Genomic DNA, 23,017 nt, shown 5'->3' with positions numbered 1-23,017 from the left:
ACGATGTCCTCTACCTACCGCCTCCTATTCCTGTGCCTTTGGATGCTTTTGCTTCCGACAGGTCTGCTACGCGCAGAGGAAGGCGATGACGTACTGGCTCGCATGATTCATTTATCCAAAGAAAAGAATACCGTTTACCGCCTGCTTGACAAAGTATCGGAACAAACCGGCTTTCTTTTTATCTACGACAGCAAGCTGATCGATAATGAAAAGATGGTACGTATCCCGAAAGGCGACTATACCATCCGGCAAGCAATCTATCAGATTGTAGGAAACAAAGAGTTGAACTTGCGGGTCATAGGCGATCATATCCTGATCTCCGGACCACAACCCGCCAGACAGGCTGCAATACCCGATACCATCCCCTCGAAAGAGGGAAACAGCAATTTCATTGTCAAAGGGGTCTTGCAGGATAAGCAGACGAATGAACCGATCGAAGCGGGTACCATAGGCGTCCTTAATACTTCTATCGGCAGCATCACCAATGCAAACGGGGAGTTCCGGCTGACGCTTCCCGATTCGCTCCGCCAGTCCACGCTCTACTTCTCCCACTTAGGCTACGAACCCTGCAAAATAGAGGCCTCCCTCCTTGCGGAACAAAACACGGTGATTGCGCTCGACGCCAAAGTGATCCCGATCCAGGAAGTCGTAGTGCGCATTGTCAACCCGCTCCGCCTGCTTCGCGACATGAAGGAAAATATCCGGAAGAACTACCCGCAATCGCCTGCCTACCTGACTACTTTCTACCGGGAAGGGATCGAACGGAAAAACAAATTCGTAGGGCTGACAGAGGCGGTGTTCAAAGTTTACAAATCCGCCTACAAACACAATCCGGTACCGGATCAGGTCAAACTGCTCAAGATGCGCCGGATCATCAGCCAGCAGGAGAAAGACACGATCATCGCCCGGATGAAGTCAGGAATCAGCGCCAGCCTGAGCTTAGACTTGATAAAGGAATTGCCTGACTTTCTCCTGACGGATGAAAAGATAGAACCTTATATATACGCTTCCACCGACATCGCCGTTATCGACGACCGGTTAGTCCATGTGATCTATTTCGAACAAAAAGAGACCATCCACTCCGCCCTTTACCGGGGGGAACTGTATATCGATACGGAAAACAACGCTTTGCTCCGCGCCCGCTTCGAAATCAACCCGAAATATATTAAACAGGCTACGGGAATGCTGGTGGAGAAAAAAAGCCGCAACCTGAAGATCACTCCCCAGAAAGTGATTTATACCGTGACCTACAAACCTTACAACGGCCAGTATTACATCAACCATGTCCGGGGCGACCTCTTTTTCAAAATAAAGAAAAGGAAACAATTGTTCGGAACTTTCCCGCTGCATACCTGGTTCGAAATGGTTACCTGTAAAATAGATACGAACCAGGTGAGCCGTTTTACCCGTAGCGAAGCGCTATCGACACGAACGGTCTTTGCGGAAACCCGATTTACTTACGACGAAAAGTTCTGGGGCAACTTCAACGTTATCCCTCCGGAAGAAAAACTCAACGAAGCGATCGGGAAAATATCATCAAAAATAGAAGAGACTGAAGAGTAACCTCCTAAAAATCATAAAGAGGACCTTTTCTCAAAGGTCCTCTTTATAGGTTTTAATAGGTATTAGTCTTTAAGGCAAAAAGATTGTTTAGGTTATCTGCATGCAAAGATGAGGCATTTTAAATTACTGAACAAATAAAAAAAGATATTATAAAACACATTTTTAAGATTATCGAAACTTATTTGCAGCTTCTTCTATTTTTTAACAATATAGGACTGATGCCGGAATATCGGTTCAGAGACATCAAAACCGCCTCACACCTTTGATTATGAAGCAAATTAATGCACAATATTTTTATTTTGCAACAAAAAGGCTCGTTTTTACGATAGATCACACCTTGCTTGTTGTTTTAAATACATACAAACAGCTACAGATATTTTTAATATTTCAACACATTAAGTTCTGTTTCGGGAGCCGATTTTTTCAGTAAATTTGCACCCCGTACCGAGGTGACATTAGGTGCAGACATAACATTCTAAAACAGTTTTATCGTATGTATACCGTTATCAAACGTATGGAGATTTCGGCAGCTCATAGTCTGTCGCTCTCCTATCCGAGCAAATGTGAATATCTGCATGGTCACAACTGGATTATCACTGTGTATTGCCGCTCCAAAGTATTAAACGCAGATGGTATGGTGATCGACTTCAGCCATATCAAACAGGTTGTGAAAGACCAGCTCGATCACCGGAACCTCAACGAGGTGCTCCCTTTTAACCCGACGGCCGAGAATATCGCCCGGTGGATATGCGACCAGCTCCCCACCTGCTATAAAGTAGAAGTTCAGGAATCAGAAGGAAACACGGCGATCTATGAGAAAGATTAACGAGATATTCTACAGCCTTCAAGGCGAAGGCTTCCATACGGGAACGCCGGCCGTCTTCGTCCGCTTCTCCGGATGCAACCTGAAATGCAGCTTTTGCGATACCCGGCATGAGGAAGGAATCTTGATGTCGGATGAAGAGATTTTACGGGCTATTTCGGCTTTTCCTTCAAATGTCGTGATCCTGACAGGGGGCGAACCTTCGCTCTGGATCGACCGGGCTTTTATCGATCTGCTACACGGGGCAGGGAAATATATCTGTATCGAAACTAACGGAACAAACCCGCTGCCGGAAGGTATCGACTGGGTGACCTGTTCCCCGAAAGGAGTTCCTTTGAGGCTGGCACATATAGATGAAGTCAAAGTGGTCTATACAGGGCAGGACCTGACGGAATACGCCGGTTTGAAAGCAACCTGGCATTTCCTCCAACCCTGCTCCTGCCGGAATACAAAAGAGGTGGTAGAGTATATCCTCCACCACCCCCAATGGCGCCTCAGCTTACAAACGCACAAACTTATTGATATCAGGTGAAAGGTGAAAGGTGAAAGGTGAAAGTTATGAGGGCGTAAAATTAACTTTCAACTTTCAATTTTCAACTTTCAACTATACCTGACTTCCATCCCGCGAACCTCATCATTCACCCGGCCATTGTCGTAGGCCAACTGCCCGTTGACGAATGTTTTCCAGACGGCATGATGGAATGTGTAGCCTTCGAAGGGGGACCATCCGCATTTATACAGTATATTGTCTTTTGCCACCGTCCAGGTTTCTTTCGGGTCGACCAGGACAAGGTCGGCATAATAGCCCGGCCGGATGTATCCGCGGCGATCCACACGGAAAAGCTCTGACGGCATGTGCGCCATCTTTTCCACCACCTTCTCGTAGGTGAAACGGCCTTCCATCGCCAACTCCAACATGACGATGAGCGAGTGCTGGATCAGCGGGCCTCCGGAAGCGGCTTTCAGGCAGCTACCCTCCTTCTCGGAAAGGAGATGCGGAGCATGGTCGGTTGCCACGATATCGATCGTATTGTTGTTAACGGCTTCGCGTAGCGCCGTACGGTCTGCCAGCGTCTTGATAGACGGGTTCCATTTGATACGGTTTCCAAACTGTTCATAGTCGCCATCGTGGAACCAGAGATGATGCACGCATACTTCACCCGTGATCTTCTTTTCACTGAGCGGGATCTTGTTGCTTAACAAAGAAAGCTCTTTTGCCGTCGAAAGATGCAGGATGTGCAGGCGGGAGTCAAGGCGTGTAGCCAGTTCGGCTGCTTCGGACGAAGAGGCATAACAGGCTTCCTCACTACGGATTTTGCTATGGAAGGAGATGTCCAGATCTTCACCGTACAGGCCCGTATAATGGGCGATGTTTCGTTTGATGACTTCCTCCTTTTCAGCATGGATGGCGATAAGCATACCAGCCTCGCCGAAAATACGTTCCAGGCTTTCCTTCTTATCGACCAGCATATTACCGGTAGAAGAACCGAGGAAGAGCTTCAACCCCGGCACACGGCTACGGTCCAATTTACGGATTTCATCCATATTGTCGTTCGTTCCACCGAAAAAGAAGGAATAGTTGGCAACCGATGTTTCGGCTCCCCGCTGCAGTTTCCACTCCAGGTCGGAAATAGTCGTTGTCTGGGGTTTTGTATTCGGCATATCCATAAAAGTGGTCACTCCGCCGGCTACGGCGGCACGGCTTTCGCTGGCGATATCGCCCTTATGCGTCAAGCCCGGTTCACGAAAATGCACCTGGTCGTCGATAGCGCCCGGAAGCAGATACTTCCCTGTGGCTTCGATCACGGTTGCATCACCGGCAGAAGCAGGAATTGTCCCTTCATATACCGCGGCTATCTTATCATCCTCGATCAGCACCGAACCGTTGAAGATACGGCCTTCGTTGATGACAGTGGCGTTTTTTATCAGTGTTCTATTCATATCTCTTTTATTTTAGTTGTGACAAAGGTACGAAATTCTCCAGTTTCAATATTCCCAAAGAAGACGGGATATGGAAGTCCGGTTCGGCAGCATCAGGGACGATCCAGGACGACCAGATCACACGGTCACCGGCATCATCGAAATAATCGGCCCGGTAAACACCCATACGGATTTTGCCTTCCGGAGAGATCAAACCTAATTCTTTTAAGGACTTCAACGAGATGGAACCTTCCACGCGGTAGGAATCTTTGCCGACAGAGGTTGCGAGCTTCAGATCCTTGAAGTTCCAGTTAAAATCAAACTTACGGTAGTTATGCGCTTCATAATCCATCACTTTTCCCTGCGGATCGATCTCTGCACAATAATACGTCTTCATCTCCGGGTCCTTGCTCATAAAAAATTCGATCCGGTCGCCATTACCGACAGAGGCCTCCGTCTTTTCGTCATTATAGACCAAAGTAGTATCGGACACCTCATACAGAAAATAGAGGTTCTTTTGATCATGGCAGGCGTAAAAAGCGATCTTGTCTTTCTCCGCCCCGTCCCAGGGGGCGATCAGGCCTGTTACAGCCGGAGCGGTTTTCCAATCGTCACGTTTACCATCCACTTTGATACCGTTGGCAAAAGGGGCACTGATAAACGGTTGGACGGAAATGCTTTTTCCCGGTTCATGACAGGGAGGAAAGACGATCTTTACATCCTGCCCGTTCATTTTAAGCGACAGGAAATGCTGTTTATGGGTCGGATCGGCAGCTTCAATCAACCAATTGCCATTATGCGGACGGAACATATAAATGCCCGGAGTCTGTATGTCGACCTGTAAATCTTTTTGCAGGTCCAGCACCTGCGGCTCATAAGCCGTCACATAAAAACAGTCGCCGACGGCAACGGCCTGGACCGGTTTGTCATTACGGATCACTTGGATCTCCTGCGTCGTGAAAGCAGCTGTTTTTTCGGCGGTAGAAGCAGGCAAAACCAGATATTGGTAACCGGCGTTATCCTCTTTCCCATGATCGAGATAGAGGCCGACAATCTCGCCTTCCACCGTTTTCGGAGCATACGATCCCATAAAATCACACCAGCGCCCTGAGCGCTTTTCCGAAATAGCCACACATACGGAGGGTTGCAACAGGATATACCCTGTGTTGTCATGAAAGAAACGTAGTTTTTCCGGAGAAGAAACATAGTTTCCCTGTACCGGCAACCAGTTACCGCCGGCATAACGGAGCAAATCGCCCTGTTTCACCCGCTGGTCGATGGAAGTCGTAACCGCCAACGTGCTGTCCGAATGAATCCCGGCCCCCAGGCAAAGGACATAATCACGGGTAAAAACCCAGGACTTATGCGCTTGAAGGCCATCCCGGTCCAGGACCATTGCCGTCATCCCGGTCTTGCCATCCGTCACACCTCCGACAAAGGAAGTCTTATTCCGCACATGCGCCCCGTAATGCTTCGGGGCGGGTACGGGCGCTTCGCTCTCATAAGCGGTAATGCCCGGAATCTTCCGCCAGTCCCAGAAGGGGAAAATATTCAGATACTCGTCACCACGACAGTAGGTGTAAAGAGCGCCGTCGCCCATATAAAAACCTTTCAGGTTATCTTCGTTCACCAGTTCCGTGCCGATCACCCGGTCGGAAGCCATCTTGACCGAGGCCATCCAGGAGGAAGAGCGATGGACAGTCTGGTCGGAGTCCCAGAAATGTTTATGCCCGATGAAAGCGCTTCCTTTTCTTCCGGGTGCATAGTTATCTTGCAGGAATTCATTCATCTGCCGGATATCTTCTTCAGAGCTGCCCATCATCAGAGCATTCGTGGCAAAAGCCAGACTGAACGCCTTATGGATCTGTCCGCTATGAAACAATTGCCGGTCGAGTGCATTGACATCCATATATCCTTTCCAGACAATCCAGCGGTAGCCGTTCAGAAGGAAAGAGTTCAAAATGCTCTGTTGCTCTTTGTTCAGTGCAAAAACGGTTCCCGCAAACAGACCGGAATAGGAACTCATCTCCGTCAGGAAAGCCAATCCGTAGTTGCCGAATTGCTGCTGAGGGCCGTGCTGGTGAAAACTCCAGTCGCTTTTGATCCCCTCCTGCATCCCGGTCGTAATCTCGGAGACAATGGTGTCACGAGCGGCTTTTACCAATCCGAAGTCGTCCTGCAACAGTCCGCGTATCAACACATTCCCGGCAAGCCAGACCTTATTTTGCCCCGTCATGCCGAACTTGGCATTTTCCATCACTTCGATGGCCGCCTCCTTTTCCTCTGGGTTCAATTGTTCTTTCATCAGGAGGAAAGCAGGGCCCAATGTCTTGGGAATACCGATTTGGTTATACCACCAGTTCTTACAGACCGGTTTCTCCCTGAACCAGTAGCCCAACGCCTGGTGAATGACGGATTCGAGCTTCGGTCCCCAATGGCAATCACCCTCTTCGGCCCTGTACAATTTGGCAAGTTCCAACACACGGTCGGCATGTTCCTTGTCAGACCAGCCCGAACGTTTCCGGTCGTTATAGTTAATATCCGGCCAGGAACCGTCTTCCCGAATCGTCTCCATATATCCCGTTATCTTTTCCACGTTGAAAGGATAACGCTGGTGAAGTTCCACAACGACCTGGTCGGAAATCTCCGTCTCGGGCTGTATGCCGGACAAGAGTTCCACCAACGAGGCCGTCCGGTCGTCATTCGATATAAAAGAGCGGATATAATTTTGTTGAAGCCGTTCCAATTCCTGTTGCGGTGTTTGTGCAAACAATGGAATCGTTACAAAAGAGAATAGAAGAACAGAGACTTTATTTCGTAAATTCATGGTATATAATTATAGAATATAATACAACATAGCGGCTACGGCTGCCCCGGCTATCGGCCCTAAGACCGGAATCCAGGCATATCCCCACTGGCTCCCGCCTTTTCCTTTTATCGGCAAAAGCGCGTGTATGCAACGGGGAGCCAGGTCACGCGCCGGATTAATCGCATAGCCTGTCGGACCACCCAGCGACAACCCGATCACCCAGACCGTAAACGCCACCGGCAATGCCCCTACGGAGCCCAACCCGATCGGTAACGTGCTGTTGCTGTCTTTCAAAGAAAGCTCGCCTCCGGTGATATAGAACACGACAAACATCAAAGCAAACGTACCGATCGCCTCCGTCAGGAAATTAATAACCGGACTCTTTATTGCCGGGCTGGTACAAAACACGCCCAACATCGTGTCCGGATCATCCGTCGCCTCAAAATGGTCTTTATAAACAAGCCACACTAAAAGCGCTCCTAAAGCAGCTCCTAACATTTGAGCAATGATATATTGACAGACGTCGCACCAAGGAAAAGTACCCCCGATGGCCAACCCGATAGAAACAGCCGGATTCAGATGCGCCCCGCTATACGGTCCGGCCACCACCACTCCGATAAACACGCCCAAAGCCCAGGCTGTCGTAATAGCCATCCAGCCGGCACCATGCCCTTTTGTCTTACTCAGGCATACATTTGCCACAACGCCTCCTCCCATCAGGATCAGAAGCATGGTTCCTAAAAATTCCGCTACAAATGGAGTCATGATATTAGATTTATGATTGTTGATTATTCCGCCGCCCAGTTCAAACTTCTTCCGACCGCTTTATGCCATTCGGTTAGCAAGGCCTCGGCCGTCTCTTCATGCATTTCGGCACTAAAGATATTATCCAAGGACCACTGGTCTTTCAGTTCGTCCACATCTTTCCAGTAACCGATCGCCAGCCCCGCCAAATAGGCGGCACCCAAAGCCGTTGTTTCGAGGACACGCGGACGGACTACCGGACAACGGCAGATATCCGCCTGGAACTGCATCAGGAAATTATTGGCAATCGCCCCGCCATCCACACGGATTTCCTTCGGCTTGGCATGTATATCGTTTTCCATTGCCATCAAGACATCATAGACCTGGTAACAAATGCCTTCCAGGGCGGCACGGGTCAAATGGGCGGCACTCGTTCCGCGTGTGATCCCAATAATGGCGCCACGGGCATACTGGTCCCAGTAGGGGGCTCCCAACCCGGTCAATGCCGGGACAAAATAGACACCGCCATTATCCGGCACGGAATTGGCCAACTGTTCCGTGATAGCTGCACTCTTTATCAGCCCTAACTCATCACGCAACCATTGAACGACCGCTCCACCGACAAAGACACTGCCTTCCAGCGCATACGTTACTTTCCCGTCCAACTTCCAGGCAATCGTCGTCAACAGGTTATTTTGAGACAAAACGGGTTTGCTCCCGGTATTCAGGATCATGAAGCAACCCGTCCCGTAGGTCGTTTTGATCATGCCGATATCCGTACACAGTTGTCCGAACAGGGCGGCTTGCTGGTCACCCGCCATTCCCGAAACAGGGATGCCGGTCTTAAATATGGGAGAAGAGGTTTCGCAATACACCTCGCTACTGCTTTTCACTTCCGGCATCATGGATGCTGGGATCTGAAAAAGATCGAGCAGTTCCTTATCCCATTCCTGCGTATGGATATTGAACAGCATCGTACGGGAAGCATTTGTAATATCCGTAATAAATTCCGTCCCGCGAGTCAGTTTCCAGACCAGCCAGGAATCAACCGTGCCGAAACAAAGTTCTCCCCGTTCGGCGCGGTCCCGGACACCCTTCACATGATCCAGAATCCAACGGATCTTCGTGGCTGAAAAATATGCATCGATCACCAACCCTGTTTTTTGTTGGATCAGAGAGGCATATCCTTTTGCTTTCAGTTCTTCGCAATAGTTTGCCGTCCGTCTGTCCTGCCAGACAATGGCGTTATAGACCGGAAAGCCGGTTTCCCGGTCCCATATAATCGTCGTTTCGCGCTGGTTGGCAATACCGATACAGGCGATATGCGCATCCGTCACATCCGCTTTAGCCATAGCTTCCTTGATGGCAGACGACTGTGTATACCAAATCTCGTTCGGATCATGTTCCACCCAGCCGGGTTTAGGAAAATACTGCTGGAATGTTTTCTGCGCCAGTGTAATGATATTCCCCTGATGGCTGAAAAGGATGGCTCTCGAAGATGTCGTACCCTGGTCGATAGCCAGCACATATTTATTTCTGAAATTCATATCTTTCGTTTCATTAGGTTATCAATTCAACATATAATTAGAAGCTACCCGGTTGAAGTCATTTAGCTGGGCAGCCTGCCACGCTCCATCCTTTCCCCGTTCCTTTGCCAGGATAGCGACTACGGCCGGAGCCATTTGCACGGCAGCACGCGCATCCATAAAAAGTATACGCAACCGGCGCGCCAAAACATCCTCCAGCGTCCGTGCCATTTCGTTCCGGACGATCCAGGTAACCTCTCCTTTAGTAAAAGCATATTGGGGATGCAGCCTTTCGGACATCTCCGGTAAAGAAACCGTCAAAGCCCGTATCTCATCCGCATCCGTTCCGTAGACATACAACGGATCGGAAAAATCAGGATTCGGACGGGAACCATGAACAGGGTAATGCTCCGTCACGCACTCCCGTGTCGGGATATGCATATAACGGATCGCATAGTCCAATGTGTCCTGTGCCATCTTCCTGTATGTTGTCCATTTCCCTCCGATAATCGTTATCAAACCGGATTTCTCCCGAATCAGTTTGTGGCTCCGGGATATCTCCTTTGTTTTCTTACCTTCATTGCGGGGAGCGGCAAGCGGACGGAGGCCCGCAAATACAGAGAGGACATCGCTCCGCTCGGGAGCCCGTGTCAGATACTTTCCGGCGGTATCGAGTATAAATCGTATTTCCCGTTCGAGAGCAACCGGTTCTGTGTCGGCACTTTCCATCAATGTATCGGTCGTACCGACCACCACTTTATTATGCCAGGGGACGGCAAAGAGTACGCGACCATCGGATGTCTTCGGGATCATCACCGCACAATCGCTTTTCAGGAAAGAAGCATCCAGAATCAAATGCACTCCCTGGCTGGGACGCACGGTCGGACGATTACCCGGCTTGTCCATTTGCAGGATATCATCGGCAAAAACACCTGTCGCGTTAATCACGGAACGGGCCTGTATGGAACAGACCGCACCCGTTTCTTCGTCACGAACCTGCACGCCGGATATCTTGCCTTCTTCTTTCAGTAAAGAGATTACATTCATATAATTCAAGACACATGCACCGGCATCGACCGCCGTACGGACGAGGTTAATGGCCAGGCGCGAATCGTCAAACTGTCCGTCATGGTAAAGCACACCTGCCGTCATTCCTTCCCGGCGAAGCATCGGTATTGTCCGGATCGCCCGTTTAGGACCGATACAGACAGACCTTCCCAAACTGAGGCCACGCGCCATCAGGTCATAAAGAACCAATCCGATTGTGTAAAAAGGCCCCTCCCACCAACGGTAGCAAGGGATTAGGAAAAGTTGGTCTTTCACCAAATGTGGCGCATTATGCCGGAGCAACCCCCGTTCACGAAGCGCTTCACGAACCAAAGCGATATCGCCTTGTGCCAGATAGCGGACACCACCATGCACCAGTTTCGTACTCCGGCTGGAAGTTCCCTTCGTAAAGTCCGAGCGTTCAAACAAAGCCACACTGTACCCGCGGGTCGCAGCATCGAGTGCTACACCCAGACCGGTAGCACCGCCGCCAATCACGACAAAATCAAAGATCTTGTCTTTGTCATACAATTGAGAAATAATAGATTCCCGTTTCATATCCCGCGTCATTAAAAGTTAACACTTACAAATCTAACAAATAAATTCCAATTATGGTTCCACCGTCATGAAAAAGAAACGCATGGGGATGAAAAAAGAAATGCATAGTTATGAAAGATGAATTTCATAACTATGCACTTTAGTTGCACTCAAAAACAAATCTGTCTTTTATTCAAACATCTTATCGATGCCACCCACGTCTGTCGGTGTTTGCTTCCGTTCCTCTTCGGTGGTCATCTTACACGGATTTTGATATTGTTCGGGGATCTCGAAATCTTCTTCCTGCGAATAGCCTAATGTTTTGTCGGCATAGACTTTCTGCATATAAAGCCCATAAATCGGCAAAGCCATGCTGGCGCCTTGCCCTTCCGACATCCGGTCGAAGTGAATGGAGCGGTCTTCACCTCCAACCCAGACACCGGATACCAAACTCGGCGTAAAGCCCATAAACCAGCCATCGGAGTTATTCTGTGTCGTTCCGGTCTTTCCACCCATCGGCGCTTTGATGCCATAGCGGAAGCGGACACGGCTACCGGTACCGCCGTCTATTACATTTTTCAGCATATGGAGCATTTTATAGGAAGCATCTTCCGTCAGCACCTCACTCATCTGCGGGTTGAAGTTGGCAATCGTATTTCCGGACATATCTTCTATGCGGGTCACATACAACGGTTCGACACGGATCCCCTTATTGGCAAAAGTCGTATAACCGCTTACCATTTCGCCCACCGACACATCCGGAGTACCCAGGCAAATCGAAATCACCGGATCCATCTCGTTCTTCAAACCAAACGAATGCAACAGGCGGACGAAGGTATACGGAGACAACTGGCTCATCAACCAGGCAGTCACCCAGTTGTCCGAATTCTGCAACCCCCACTGGACGGAAACCATCTCGCCAACAAGCTTCTTATTCGCATTGCGAGGTTCCCAAAGCCGGCCATTCTCGTCGGTCAACCGTTGTTGCACATGCAACATCTCGTCGCAAGGGCTGATACCCTCGATCATTGCCAACGAATAAAGGAACGGCTTGATAGTAGAACCGATCTGGCGACGTCCGCCATTGACCATGTCATACTGAAAATCATTATAATCGATACCTCCCACATAAGCCTTTACATGGCCGGTACGCGGGTCCATCGACATAAATCCGGTACGCAGGAAACTCTTATGATAACGGATCGAATCCATCGGCGACATGATCGTATCGATCGCTCCGTTCCAACTGAATACACGCATTTCGACAGGCTCGTTAAAAGCCGCCTTGATCTCTTTTTCACTTGCTCCCCCTTTTTTCATCGCACGATAACGGTCTGTCTGATGCATCGCACGCATGAAAATCGTATCTACTTCACCCTGGCGCAAATCACGTGAGAACGGTGCATAGCTCTTTCCCTTCTTCTCTTTGAAGAAAGCAGGCTGCAAATACTCCCCGATATGTTCACGGACAGCATCTTCGGCATATTTCTGCATACGGGAATCGATCGTTGTATAAATTTTCAACCCGTCCGTGTACAAGTTATAAAACTCACCGTCAGGCTTCTTATTCTTATTACACCAGCCGTACATCGGGTTTGTTTCCCAGGCAAGCGAATCTTCTTTAAACTGTTGCATCTGCCATCCCCGGTAATTTTTGCGTTCCGGCTTCTTCGCCGTCAATGTCAGGCGCAGGAACTCACGGAAATAAGGGGCCAGACCGTCTTTATGGTCCATACGGTTGAAATGCACGGTAAGAGGCAACTTTTTCAGAGAATCGCATTCGGCGGGCGTAATATAGCCGGCTTTCTGCATCTGCTCCAAAACCGTGTTCCGGCGTCCGCGTGTCCGTTCATTATGACGCACAGGATTAAAATAAGAAGGATTCTTACACATCCCGACCAATGTTGCCGCTTCCTCGATCTTCAATGTCTTGGGCGTTTTCCCGAAATAAACGCGGGCAGCCGATTGAATACCTACAGCATTATAAAGGAAGTCGAACTTGTTCAGATACATATTGATGATCTCTTCCTTCGTATAGAAGCGTTCCAACTGAACGGCAATCACCCATTCGATCGGCTTCTGGAACAGACGCTCCATCACATTGTCCGCATTCGGTGAAAAAAGCTGTTTAGCCAGCTGCTGCGTAATGGTACTACCGCCGCCACCACTTTTCTGCATCAGGATTCCACGTTTCACAACCGCCCGGAACAAACCTTGCGCATCGATACCGCTATGCTCCGCAAAACGGACATCCTCGGTTGCAATCAATGCCTTCACCAAATCCGGCGAGAGGTCGTTATAGTTGACAAAAATACGATTATCCTGGCTATGGGCGTAGGTGGCAAGTGTCTTTCCATCTGCTGATATCACCTGTGAAGCATATTTGTCAATCGGATTTTCAAGCTGTTCAACCGGCGGCATATAGCCTATCGAGCCTTTGGCTATTGCTGAAAACAATAAAACTACAGCACCTACTGCTATGGCAAACAGTACCCAGAACGAAATTATAATACCTTTTGTTATCTTTGAAGCCACTTTTCTCTATCTTTCTTGTTTTGGGCACAAAGGTAATAATTTATAAGACACTCCTTCACCACTGTATCAAGCAATTTATGTTAAACCAAATACTTCGCCAACAAATAGCCCCCGCCTAATAACCAGATATACAATACCGCCGCCAATATAAAAGGCTTCGCTCCGGCTTTTTTAAACTTCTCGATACTGGTTTCCGTACCCAAAGCCGTCATTGCCATCGTCAACATAAACGTATCTATCTGATTGATTCCATCCACAACCGCATGAGGCAGCAAATCAAAGGAGTTAAAACCGATCACAGCCAAGAAGCCGAAAGCGAACCAGGGGATCGTGATCTTGCCCCGTTTTGTGGTAGCGGCAGCCGTACCTTTAACACCATCGGATACGGCTTTCACGGCTGTACGCGCCAAAGCAAAACTCATAATAACCAATACGGGAGCCAGCATCATGACACGAATCATTTTCACGATAATAGCCGTATCCGAGATTTCTTTCCCCATAGCATTACCGGCTCCCACTACATGCGCCACCTCATGCAAAGTCGATCCTGTATAAAGCCCCATCTGCTCAGGTGTCAGATCCAATATGCCCGCGCGGTACATCGCCGGATAGATAAACATCGACAAAGTCCCGAAAATAACGACCGTCGAAACGGCCACCGCTGTCTTATGCGGCTCGCTTTTCACGACCGGCTCGGCTCCCAATACGGCAGCCGCCCCACAGATCGCGCTACCGGTCGACGTCAGCAAAGCGAGGTCTTTATCCATTTTCAGCAAACGTCCTACAAACAAACCTATGAATATGGTAGCCGTCACAATGATCACATCGATCAGGATGGCCGGAAGCCCGATCTCAACCACGCTCTGGAATGTCAGCCTGAAACCATACAACACGATACCCGCACGCAACACCTGTTTCGTACAAAACAAAATACCGGGCACCCATGTCTCGGGCAGATGGTTGCGCAAGCTATTCGCATACACCATACCCAGCAAGATACCGACGATCAGCGGGCTGAAAGAAAGATTTTTAACAAAGGGAAACTCCGCAATGTAAAAAGCAGAACAAGAGAAAAGGGCGATCAACAGAATGCCATGAAGTACGTTACTCCTTTTTTCGCTAAACATATTCAATTAAGTTTAAAATCCATCACTTTTTAAAACCGTGGCAAAAGTAAGGCTTTTTTCCTCTATCCTTTCCTAATATGTTTTTATAGGGTATAACATCAGGTTATCGCCAGTTCTGGCAAGCATATCGGATGAAGCTCTCTTCCACTCCCCCGTTCTGTCCCTGCGGTTCGGCAAAGGTAAACATCCGTTCGGCGTGAAACCCATCCACTTCGATCACCTTCAGCCTGCCGGACATCAATTCACGGGTAACGGCACGGATAGAAACAATTCCCAACGCCTCGGAGTTCTCCAAAAACAGCTTTATGCTTTCCGTACTCCCCATTTGCAGCACAACATTCAGTTGCGAAAGTTTAACCTGATGTTCCGCCAGGGCAGCTTCCACCACATCGAGCGTACCCGAACCGTTTTCGCGCAGGACAAGAGGCAACGTACAGAGTTGTTCGATCGTAATCTCGTCATACGCGGCCAGCAAACTGCCCGTATGCGCCACGACGACCAGTTCGTCTTTCATAAAAGGCGTATAATGAAGCGTACTCTGGTGCGCCGTTCCTTCGACCAGTCCGAGGGTGATCTTTCCTTCCCGCAACGCCTGTTCGATATCGCGGCTGTTCCCATTCAGCAAAGAGACCTTTATCTCCGGAAACTTCTTGATAAAAGAGGCAAGGACAGGAGGCAACACATATTGTGAGATCGTCGTACTTGCCCCCAACCGCAACTCTCCGGCAAAATTGTCCGTCAACAGGTTCATCTCGAAATCCATTTGACGGTATGCAGCCAACAGCTGTTTCGTATGCGACAGCAACAACTCGCCCGCATGGGTCAACCCGATGCGGCTCCCCACCCGGTCGAACAGCGGTGTTTTATATTGCACCTCCAATTCGTGAATATGTTTACTGATAGCCGGCTGGCTGATAAACAACTCTTTTGAAGCTTTCGTAAAGCTTAGATTCGTGGCTACGCTATGAAATACTTTCAGACGGAAATCCATACATATATTACTTTTTACTTTACCAAACTCATTAACGTATCATAACTGTCAATCTTGCCATACTTAACTTCGTAAGTACTCAACTGCTCGAAAAGCTTTTCTGCACAAGCTACAAGCTGACAATGCCCAAGCTTATCTACCACATCATTCGATAAACGAATATTATTTTCAGTCTGAACCTGATGAATGTTTTTCAATAATACCTTCACTACATTTTTGACAGCATCCGTTTGATATTGTTGTACCTTGAATTTCAGTTTCATCATCTTTTTTTTATTTATTTGTCCATTCCCGATTTTACTTTCCAGTATCCTGCCTTGTCTGAACCTATTCGTTCTATAATGTTTAGCTCTTTTAATTGAGCTATAGCCCTTCTGATTGTTTCCAAACTTACGTTTAAACGTTCACATAATTCAGGCCGAGTTATAGCCGGGGTTTCTTTTAACAATGAGATCAAATCCTTTTGCAGTAAAGTAAATGATTTTACAGGGTCATTTACAAGGTCATTTACAGGGTCATTCGTTTGATTCCTATAATTATCATTCAGCAACTCAGTATAAAAGGAAGTAGCTTGCAAACGGAATCTTGGCCCTTAGCTTCAGTAAACCCCGGAAGTTTTGCCGTTTCATTATATATCTTCCGTAATCCACTTCCTCTCTTTTCCATGAAATCCAATTGTGCAAACCTCGCCAATCAGCCGTTTTATTATATCTTCCATATTACTACTGTATAGTTTAAGAATGTTTCACGACAATTACAAAGATACAAAATTGTTACCGACATGAAAAAGGAATACGAATTTAAAATTATCAAAATGTCACTACTACCCCATCAAAATCGGATTACCATACCATGTTTTTGGAATTACACTTAAGGGTAATATTTTTTAACATTACAAAGTGTATAGTTTTACTACAATAAAGATAATAAAATGATACTTGCCCTAAACTGCATTTCCGTATTGTTTGGTCACAAATCCAAATAAAGCTGATTATTATTTCATAGTAATGAATTTTACAATATCCCCCATTTTTTCTATTTTAAGTGAAAAACCATACGGTTTCAGATTGACTTTTATATACCTAAACAGCGTTTCTCGTGACACATACATAAACAGTCTGCCTGGATTATGAAAAAAGCCTGCCGTTTGTCAATCCTTTTACCGGTATTCCTGCCATTCCGGTAAAGCTAAACTCCCGGAGAATCGAATATTCAGGAAAGCAAAAGGGGAGAGTAAGGGAATATGGAAAAGAATTTGTGGGTATTTTCAGAGATTCCGGCATCCCGTTTCCACGACGACCGTCTTCATTGCCATGAGGACGGTCGTCGTGGAAACGAGGTGCCGACCTCCTCCTATACGAAAACGGTCGTCATGGCGATGACGACCGTCTTCATTGGAAAAAACTGCGCACTTCACATAAACGACCTTTCCCAAACCGCTTTTTAATCCTAAAACAAGACTCCAAAAGCCGTTTATTAAAAGCCGGATTTTGCAATTTCAGGTTATTTTTGACAATAAGGGTACTCACCGGGCAACACCTTGCAGTTCCAATTTATAGTTTTCGCCCCGTTACTGTTATCGAATAAATTCCTACATTTCCCGATTTATATTTTCGGATGGTATTTTCATCCAAGTGTTCGTGTAAAACTTCATCCGGAATAACAACTGTCTTGGTTCTTTCAATACATATGTTATTAAAACCTGCCTTTTTTATTTCTGAAAGGTAATCTTCTTTCTGGATAGCACTGGCAATACATCCGGCATACATGGCTGCATTATCAGTAAACTCTTTTGGAAAAACACCTTCAAGGACAACATCGGATATGCAAAAATGTCCACCCTGTTTCAATACACGATAGATCTCTTTAAAAATAATATCTTTTTTAGGAAGTAAATTTAATACACAGTTACTGACTACTACATCTGCAACGTCATTTTCCAGAGGCATACTTTCAATATCTCCTTCGATGAACCGGATATTCGCATATCCTCGCTTACGTGCATTAGCACGTGCTCTCGCTATCATCCGGGGAGAAAAATCAATACCGATGACGCTACCATTTTCACCAACTTCCGCACGGGCAATAAAACAATCATTTCCCGCTCCGGATCCTAAATCAACAACCGTATCCCCCTCTTTGATTTTAGCATATTGAGTAGGTAAACCACACCCGACACCCAAATCCGCATCCGGTTCATATCCTTCCAGATTTTTATAATCTTCACTCATAATGGTAAAAACCCGCTTGGAGGAACCCTTGGGGTTTACACCACAACAACAACCTTTTAATGCTTCTGCATTTAACGCAAGCTCATTATACCGTTGTTTGACCAACTCTTTTAAATTTTGATTTTCGCTCATTTCAATTCTATTTGTATTATTGTTCAATATCCCATATTTATATTCGTAGAATTACGAACATTAAATTCAAAAAAAAGTGCTGTTATCCACAGCACGATGTATCCGCACATTTACAATTATCCCAAAAGGCCGTAAATAGATTGCGAGCACGCGCCCAATTTTCGCGATTGATACAATACCGTACTTTTGGTGTCTCAATCTCTCCCTGAATTAAACCAGCATCTTTCAATTCTTTCAGATGCTGGGACACAGTCGCTTTTGCGATGGGTAGTTCTTCATGAATATCCCCAAAGAAACAACTGTCTTGCTTCGCTAAAAAAGTAAGAATAGCCATCCGAGCCGGATGGCCCATCGCTTTAGCGAAACGGGACATCTGCTCCTGTTCTGCCGTATATTGTTTTTCTTTCATTTCAAATATCTCACCTTGTTTGTTGTTCGCAAAACAACGAATAACTTTTCAAACGACAAAACAAAATAAGTTCTATTACGGATTATTCAAAAAAGGTAACAGGTCACCTCCGGCATCCACGGCTTTTTTTATACTTTTGTAAAAGATAAATCTTCATAGAAGCATACATAGGATAAACATGAAAAGAAAAAAGAAAATACTGACGATCACCGTCCTGGCAGCAGTAACCCTGATATTCATACTTCCGGCTATCGGGTTCAGTATTCTGAACTGGGGAGTATTGCCACCGGAGAAACTGACACCGCTGGTCATCGAACAGACAAATAAATTTATCGATGCGCATTTGGATTGCGAACGGGTGGAACTGACTTATTTCGAAACCTATCCCTATTTAGGCGTAAAACTGACAAACGGGCACCTGATCTCACACGCTGCCGAAGATTCGACCACCCATGACGAAGAACTCGCGATCCCTTCCGATTCACTGCTTGCTTTCAGCCGGGCAACCGTGTCTTTGCAACCGCTCGATTACCTATTCGGCGGCAAGATCACCATCAAGGATTTTTCCATCGAAAACCCACGCTTCTACGGATTCGTCAACAAAAACGGACGTGCGAACTGGGATATTTACAAGAACGAAACGGATTCGACGGAAACAGATACGGCCACAAAACCGTTGCCTCCTATCGACCTGCAAAAGGTTCGCATTCACGGAGGACGTTTCACGTATGACGACCGCCAGACGAACCTTTTTACCGAAATCAACGGCTTCTTCGTTCGCCTCGACGGTTCATTGGCAGGAGGTACGAATACGCTTGATTTTGAAACAGGCTGTTCTTCCATTCTGTTCAGCAATCCGGCTTATACATTAAAGAACGACCTCTCTCTCCGTCTCAAAAGCCGGTTGGTGCTCGCCGAACACTATAACTCGATCACCCTGAAAGATGCGGAACTGATGGTGAACAATCTGCCTTTTACCGCCGACGGGGCCATACGCCACTTCCCGGAAGACCAGCGTACCCGGACCGATATGGATATGGGATTGAAAATATCGGATATGAACGATCTGCTGAAATTCATCCCAGACGCTTATTTCCAGAATCGTGATAAAACGCTGGCGGAAGGGGCGATCATTATGGAGGGAAGCATTCACGGCTTCTTAGGGGACAGTATCATACCGAACGTAAACCTGTGTTGCAAGATAGAAAACGGCTCCTATCATATCAAGGATGTCAAACAAGGCATCGACACATTGGAAATGGACCTGGATATCCATCTGAACGGACCTTTCCCCGATTCTTCTTTCGTTTCGCTCGAACAGCTCACGATGAAAGGCCTTAACACCTCGCTGGATATGCAGGCCAAAGTGACCAACCTGTTTAAGAATCCGGCGATCCAGGCCGGGATAAAAGGGCAGGTGGACTTCACCCGGTTGGGAGAGGAATTTCTTAATCCGGACACTTTGCTGGTGGAAGGGGTGATGGATGCCGACCTGTCGGCAACCTTTACCGTGAATGACCTTGTCGAGAGCCGTTTCGGCAAAACACACAGCTCCGGAAAACTAAGCATCGACAAACTGAAAGCATTCAGCCAGCCGCTCGGCATAGATCTTTTCATTTCCGGCGCCCACCTGGCCATCGACACGACACATCAGAAAAGCGCCTACCTCGAATCGCAGAACCTAATGCGGATGACGATGGGAATAGACAGCCTGAACATCAAATATAAAGATGAAATCAGCACGAATATAAGCAAGTTGGAGATGCTCGCACAGACCTCGCCTGTCATCGACACGACTGCTGTCATACCGATGACAGGACGACTGGCTTTCGGCCATTTGCGAACCCGCACGGCCGATTCGGTCTGGATCGTGGCCGGACGTTCCGAACTGAAAGGCGGTATCAAACCGTCTGCATCCGACAAACAGGTCCCGACAGCCGCAGCCGTGATTTCGATCGATACGTTGAGATACATCAGCATACCTCTGCGGACAGGAGCCACCCTGACGGAAAGTTCGTTTACGATCGAAGCCCTCCCCTACCGGGACGCACGGCGCCAGCAGATGGCAAACCGGCAACGCCGTACGCTGACCGACGAACAACGCGCACGGCTGGCCGAAAGAAGAAAGAATGCGACCGAAAAAAACGCCGCCAGCGACAGCACCGAAACCGAAGGCCAATTCCTCCGCAAGTGGGAAGCAAGGGGCAGCATATCTTTCAAAAAGATGCGGGGCTTCAGCCGTATGTTCCCGCTTCCTATATGGATGGACCAGACGACGATGAAGTTCAATACAAACGACATTACACTGACAGACGCCCGCCTGCATCTCGGAAAAAGCAATTTCACCCTCAACGGCGAGATCAGCCAAATCCGGAGGGCAATGCTCCGTGGAGGAAAGTTGAAAGGGGATTTCAATCTGAGTTCGGACTATATCGATTGCAACGAGTTGATTCAGGCGATCAATAACGGTATGCAATATGCGGAAAGCTCGGAACAGCTAACGATCAGCGATGAGAATATCGCACAACTCGATACCAAATCACTGCAAGATAGCATTTCGGAAACCAAGATCGACACGACCAGCCAATTATTCGTTCTTCCCGCCTTTCTCGATATGGCTCTCCATACGAATGCGAAACGTATCGATTTCAAGGATCTGGAATTAGAGAACGTAGCCGGCGAGATTGTCCTGCGCGACCAAAGTATCAACCTGAGCAAACTCAACATACAATCCAATATGGGAAATGGGAATCTGACAATGGTCTACCGTGCCAAAAACGAACAGGAAGCGACTGCCGGTTTAGACCTCGAGATGGAAGATGTGAAGGTGGAGAAACTGATCGCCCTCTTCCCTTCTATCGACACATTAGTCCCGATGCTCCGTTCGTTCGAAGGTGTTTTGGACTGCCAGGTCACGGCGACTTGCAAGATAGATTCGACCATGTCTCTCATTATGCCCTCCATTAACTCGTCCTGCTATTTACACGGGGATAATATGGTACTGCTGGATGGTGAAACATTTACCGAAATATCCAAAACACTGATGTTCAAGAATAAAAAACGGAATGTGATAGACAGCATTTCAGTGGACCTTGCCATCAAAGACAATAAGATCGAAGTCTTCCCATTCTTAGTGGAGATGGACCGCTACAAAGTGGCTGTCGGTGGGACGCATAATCTGGATATGACATTCAATTACCATCTATCGGTACTCAAATCGCCCGTTCCTTTCAAATTAGGAATCGACATTACCGGCAACCTGGATGATTTTAAGTATAAGATCACGAAGTGTAAATACAAGGATATATTCAAGCCGGCCAAACAGGCGGAACTGGACAGTACGCGCAAGAATATACGGAAAGATATCCGCGATGCGGTGCGCAAACAACTCGAAGAAGCGGCACCGGAGTTAGGGAAAAACTTAGCTTTGGCTAAAACAGAAAAAGAAAGGGAACCTTAACGGTTCCCATACATCTGTTCGTAATATTTCATATAGTCGCCACCGGTGATATCTTCCACCCATTTCTGATTGTCCAGATACCAGCGGATCGTTTTGACGATACCGACCTCGAAAGAGGTTTCGGGTGTCCAGCCCAGTTCGTTGGTGATCTTTGTCGGGTCGATGGCATAACGCTGGTCATGGCCCAAACGATCTTTTACAAAAGTAATCAAGCTGTCATCGATCCAGTCTATAGAAATCTGCCCGTCTGCACCGGTCTCCTTTTTCTTCAGAATCCGGCGGTATTCGGGTTGCTCCGTCATCAATCGGCGGATGGTGCTGATTGTCAACTTCACGATCTCGATATTCTGCTTCTCGTTATGGCCGCCTACGTTGTAGACCTCTCCTGCCCGTCCCTTATGGATCACAAGGTCGATAGCCTTGCAATGGTCTTCCACGTACAACCAGTCGCGCACGTTCGTTCCGTCACCATAAACCGGGAGCGATTTTCCTTCGAGAATATTTTTAATAATCAGAGGAATCAGTTTTTCCGGGAAATGATACGGACCGTAGTTGTTGGAACAGCGGGTGATACTGACCGGCATCTTATAAGTTTCGGAGTAAGCCTGTACAAACAGGTCGGCACTTGTTTTGGATGCACTATACGGACTGCGCGGGTCCAACGGAGTCGTTTCATGGAAATAACCTTCAGCTCCCAGGCTGCCATACACTTCGTCGGTAGATACCTGGTGGAAGCGGACACCTTCGCGCCATTCGGGATAACCGGTTGCGGCTTTGCCTGTCACCCAGGCTTTACGGGCGGAGTCAAGCAGGTTTTGCGTACCCAATATATTCGTAACCAGGAAAAGCTGTGGATTTTCGATACTACGGTCTACATGACTTTCCGCTGCAAAATTCACGACATAGTCGAACCGGTATTTGGCAAACAACTCGTCCGTCAATGCACGGTCACAGATATCGCCTTTTACAAACTCGCAACGTTCCCCGTCGATATCTTCGGCAATCGTTCCGAGATTACCTGCGTAGGTCAGCAGGTCCAGAACTACAATCTTTATTTCGGGATACTTTGCCAACATATATTTGATGAAGTTCGCACCGATAAAACCGGCAGCTCCGGTAACCAAGTAAGTTTTCATAAATGGATAATTAGTAATGAATGATTA

At 47.6% G+C, this 23,017-nt stretch carries 18 protein-coding genes; 5 read left to right on the top strand and 13 right to left on the bottom strand.

Going from position 1 to position 23,017, the window contains the following annotated elements; genetic code table 11:
- Positions 1–3 precede the first annotated feature (3 nt).
- From ACPYIV_RS03445 to ACPYIV_RS03435, 3 genes are all read left to right on the top strand, one after another.
- The gene (locus tag ACPYIV_RS03445) at positions 4–1,563 is read left to right on the top strand and encodes an STN and carboxypeptidase regulatory-like domain-containing protein (protein ID WP_370648541.1); all 1,560 of its coding nucleotides are present in this window, start codon (positions 4–6) and stop codon (positions 1,561–1,563) included.
- Positions 1,564–2,056: 493 nt separating this feature from the next.
- Complete coding sequence (gene queD / locus ACPYIV_RS03440; RefSeq protein ID WP_293732569.1) at positions 2,057–2,389, top strand: 6-carboxytetrahydropterin synthase QueD; 333 nt, start codon at positions 2,057–2,059, stop codon at positions 2,387–2,389.
- Positions 2,376–2,918 (top strand): 7-carboxy-7-deazaguanine synthase QueE, encoded by a 543-nt coding sequence (locus tag ACPYIV_RS03435; protein WP_301705326.1) that lies wholly within the window; start codon positions 2,376–2,378, stop codon positions 2,916–2,918. Before queD ends, ACPYIV_RS03435 begins: the two co-directional genes overlap by 14 nt.
- A 68-nt stretch (positions 2,919–2,986) precedes the next feature.
- Here the strand turns inward: ACPYIV_RS03435 and ACPYIV_RS03430 are convergent, their stop codons facing one another.
- The 10 genes from ACPYIV_RS03430 to ACPYIV_RS03385 all read right to left on the bottom strand — a co-directional run bounded on the left by ACPYIV_RS03430 (position 2,987) and on the right by ACPYIV_RS03385 (position 16,070).
- A complete protein-coding gene (locus ACPYIV_RS03430) occupies positions 2,987–4,327 on the bottom strand; it encodes a dihydroorotase (protein ID WP_425885539.1) in 1,341 nt (446 codons plus the stop codon).
- Between the two features lie 7 nt (positions 4,328–4,334).
- Positions 4,335–7,133, bottom strand: a complete 2,799-nt coding sequence (locus ACPYIV_RS03425) for a polysaccharide lyase family 8 super-sandwich domain-containing protein (RefSeq protein WP_425885537.1) — start codon at positions 7,131–7,133, stop codon at positions 4,335–4,337.
- A 9-nt stretch (positions 7,134–7,142) separates the two neighbouring features.
- Complete coding sequence (locus tag ACPYIV_RS03420) at positions 7,143–7,880, bottom strand: MIP/aquaporin family protein (RefSeq protein ID WP_293732573.1); 738 nt, start codon at positions 7,878–7,880, stop codon at positions 7,143–7,145.
- 23 nt (positions 7,881–7,903) lie between these two features.
- Entirely contained in the window at positions 7,904–9,406 is a 1,503-nt protein-coding gene (glpK, locus tag ACPYIV_RS03415; protein ID WP_293732574.1) for a glycerol kinase GlpK, read from the bottom strand.
- Positions 9,407–9,427: 21 nt separating this feature from the next.
- Complete coding sequence (locus ACPYIV_RS03410; protein ID WP_293732575.1) at positions 9,428–10,990, bottom strand: glycerol-3-phosphate dehydrogenase/oxidase; 1,563 nt, start codon at positions 10,988–10,990, stop codon at positions 9,428–9,430.
- Positions 10,991–11,158: 168 nt separating this feature from the next.
- A complete protein-coding gene (locus ACPYIV_RS03405) occupies positions 11,159–13,504 on the bottom strand; it encodes a transglycosylase domain-containing protein (RefSeq protein ID WP_293732576.1) in 2,346 nt (781 codons plus the stop codon).
- 80 nt (positions 13,505–13,584) lie between these two features.
- Positions 13,585–14,631 carry a YeiH family protein gene (locus ACPYIV_RS03400; RefSeq protein WP_425885534.1) on the bottom strand — a complete coding sequence of 349 codons (1,047 nt, stop codon included), beginning with the start codon at positions 14,629–14,631 and terminating at the stop codon, positions 13,585–13,587.
- A gap of 103 nt (positions 14,632–14,734) precedes the next feature.
- A complete protein-coding gene (locus ACPYIV_RS03395) occupies positions 14,735–15,622 on the bottom strand; it encodes a LysR family transcriptional regulator (RefSeq protein ID WP_293740774.1) in 888 nt (295 codons plus the stop codon).
- A 14-nt stretch (positions 15,623–15,636) separates the two neighbouring features.
- Positions 15,637–15,888, bottom strand: a complete 252-nt coding sequence (locus tag ACPYIV_RS03390; protein ID WP_301704768.1) for a hypothetical protein — start codon at positions 15,886–15,888, stop codon at positions 15,637–15,639.
- A gap of 11 nt (positions 15,889–15,899) precedes the next feature.
- Positions 15,900–16,070 (bottom strand): HTH domain-containing protein, encoded by a 171-nt coding sequence (locus tag ACPYIV_RS03385; RefSeq protein ID WP_425886490.1) that lies wholly within the window; start codon positions 16,068–16,070, stop codon positions 15,900–15,902.
- Between the two features lie 795 nt (positions 16,071–16,865).
- On the opposite strand from ACPYIV_RS03385, the gene ACPYIV_RS03380 reads away from it, so the two are divergent.
- Positions 16,866–17,069 carry a hypothetical protein gene (locus tag ACPYIV_RS03380; RefSeq protein ID WP_425885531.1) on the top strand — a complete coding sequence of 68 codons (204 nt, stop codon included), beginning with the start codon at positions 16,866–16,868 and terminating at the stop codon, positions 17,067–17,069.
- A 106-nt stretch (positions 17,070–17,175) separates the two neighbouring features.
- Here ACPYIV_RS03380 and arsM read toward each other — a convergent pair whose 3' ends face one another.
- Both arsM and ACPYIV_RS03370 read right to left on the bottom strand, forming a co-directional pair.
- Entirely contained in the window at positions 17,176–17,985 is an 810-nt protein-coding gene (arsM, locus tag ACPYIV_RS03375) for an arsenite methyltransferase (protein ID WP_293740777.1), read from the bottom strand.
- A gap of 82 nt (positions 17,986–18,067) precedes the next feature.
- Complete coding sequence (locus ACPYIV_RS03370) at positions 18,068–18,394, bottom strand: ArsR/SmtB family transcription factor (protein WP_293732583.1); 327 nt, start codon at positions 18,392–18,394, stop codon at positions 18,068–18,070.
- A gap of 178 nt (positions 18,395–18,572) precedes the next feature.
- Here ACPYIV_RS03370 and ACPYIV_RS03365 point away from each other — a divergent pair, with 178 nt between their 5' ends.
- Complete coding sequence (locus ACPYIV_RS03365) at positions 18,573–21,854, top strand: AsmA-like C-terminal region-containing protein (RefSeq protein WP_425885529.1); 3,282 nt, start codon at positions 18,573–18,575, stop codon at positions 21,852–21,854.
- Here ACPYIV_RS03365 and rfbB read toward each other — a convergent pair.
- Positions 21,851–22,990 (bottom strand): dTDP-glucose 4,6-dehydratase, encoded by a 1,140-nt coding sequence (gene rfbB / locus ACPYIV_RS03360; RefSeq protein ID WP_425885527.1) that lies wholly within the window; start codon positions 22,988–22,990, stop codon positions 21,851–21,853. The genes ACPYIV_RS03365 and rfbB overlap by 4 nt on opposite strands.
- Positions 22,991–23,017: the final 27 nt, after the last annotated feature.

The organism is Parabacteroides vesiculifaciens (genome assembly GCF_049860805.1).
Classification (GTDB): Bacteria; Bacteroidota; Bacteroidia; order Bacteroidales; family Tannerellaceae; genus Parabacteroides.
This window is presented reverse-complemented; position numbering and strand designations above follow the sequence as displayed.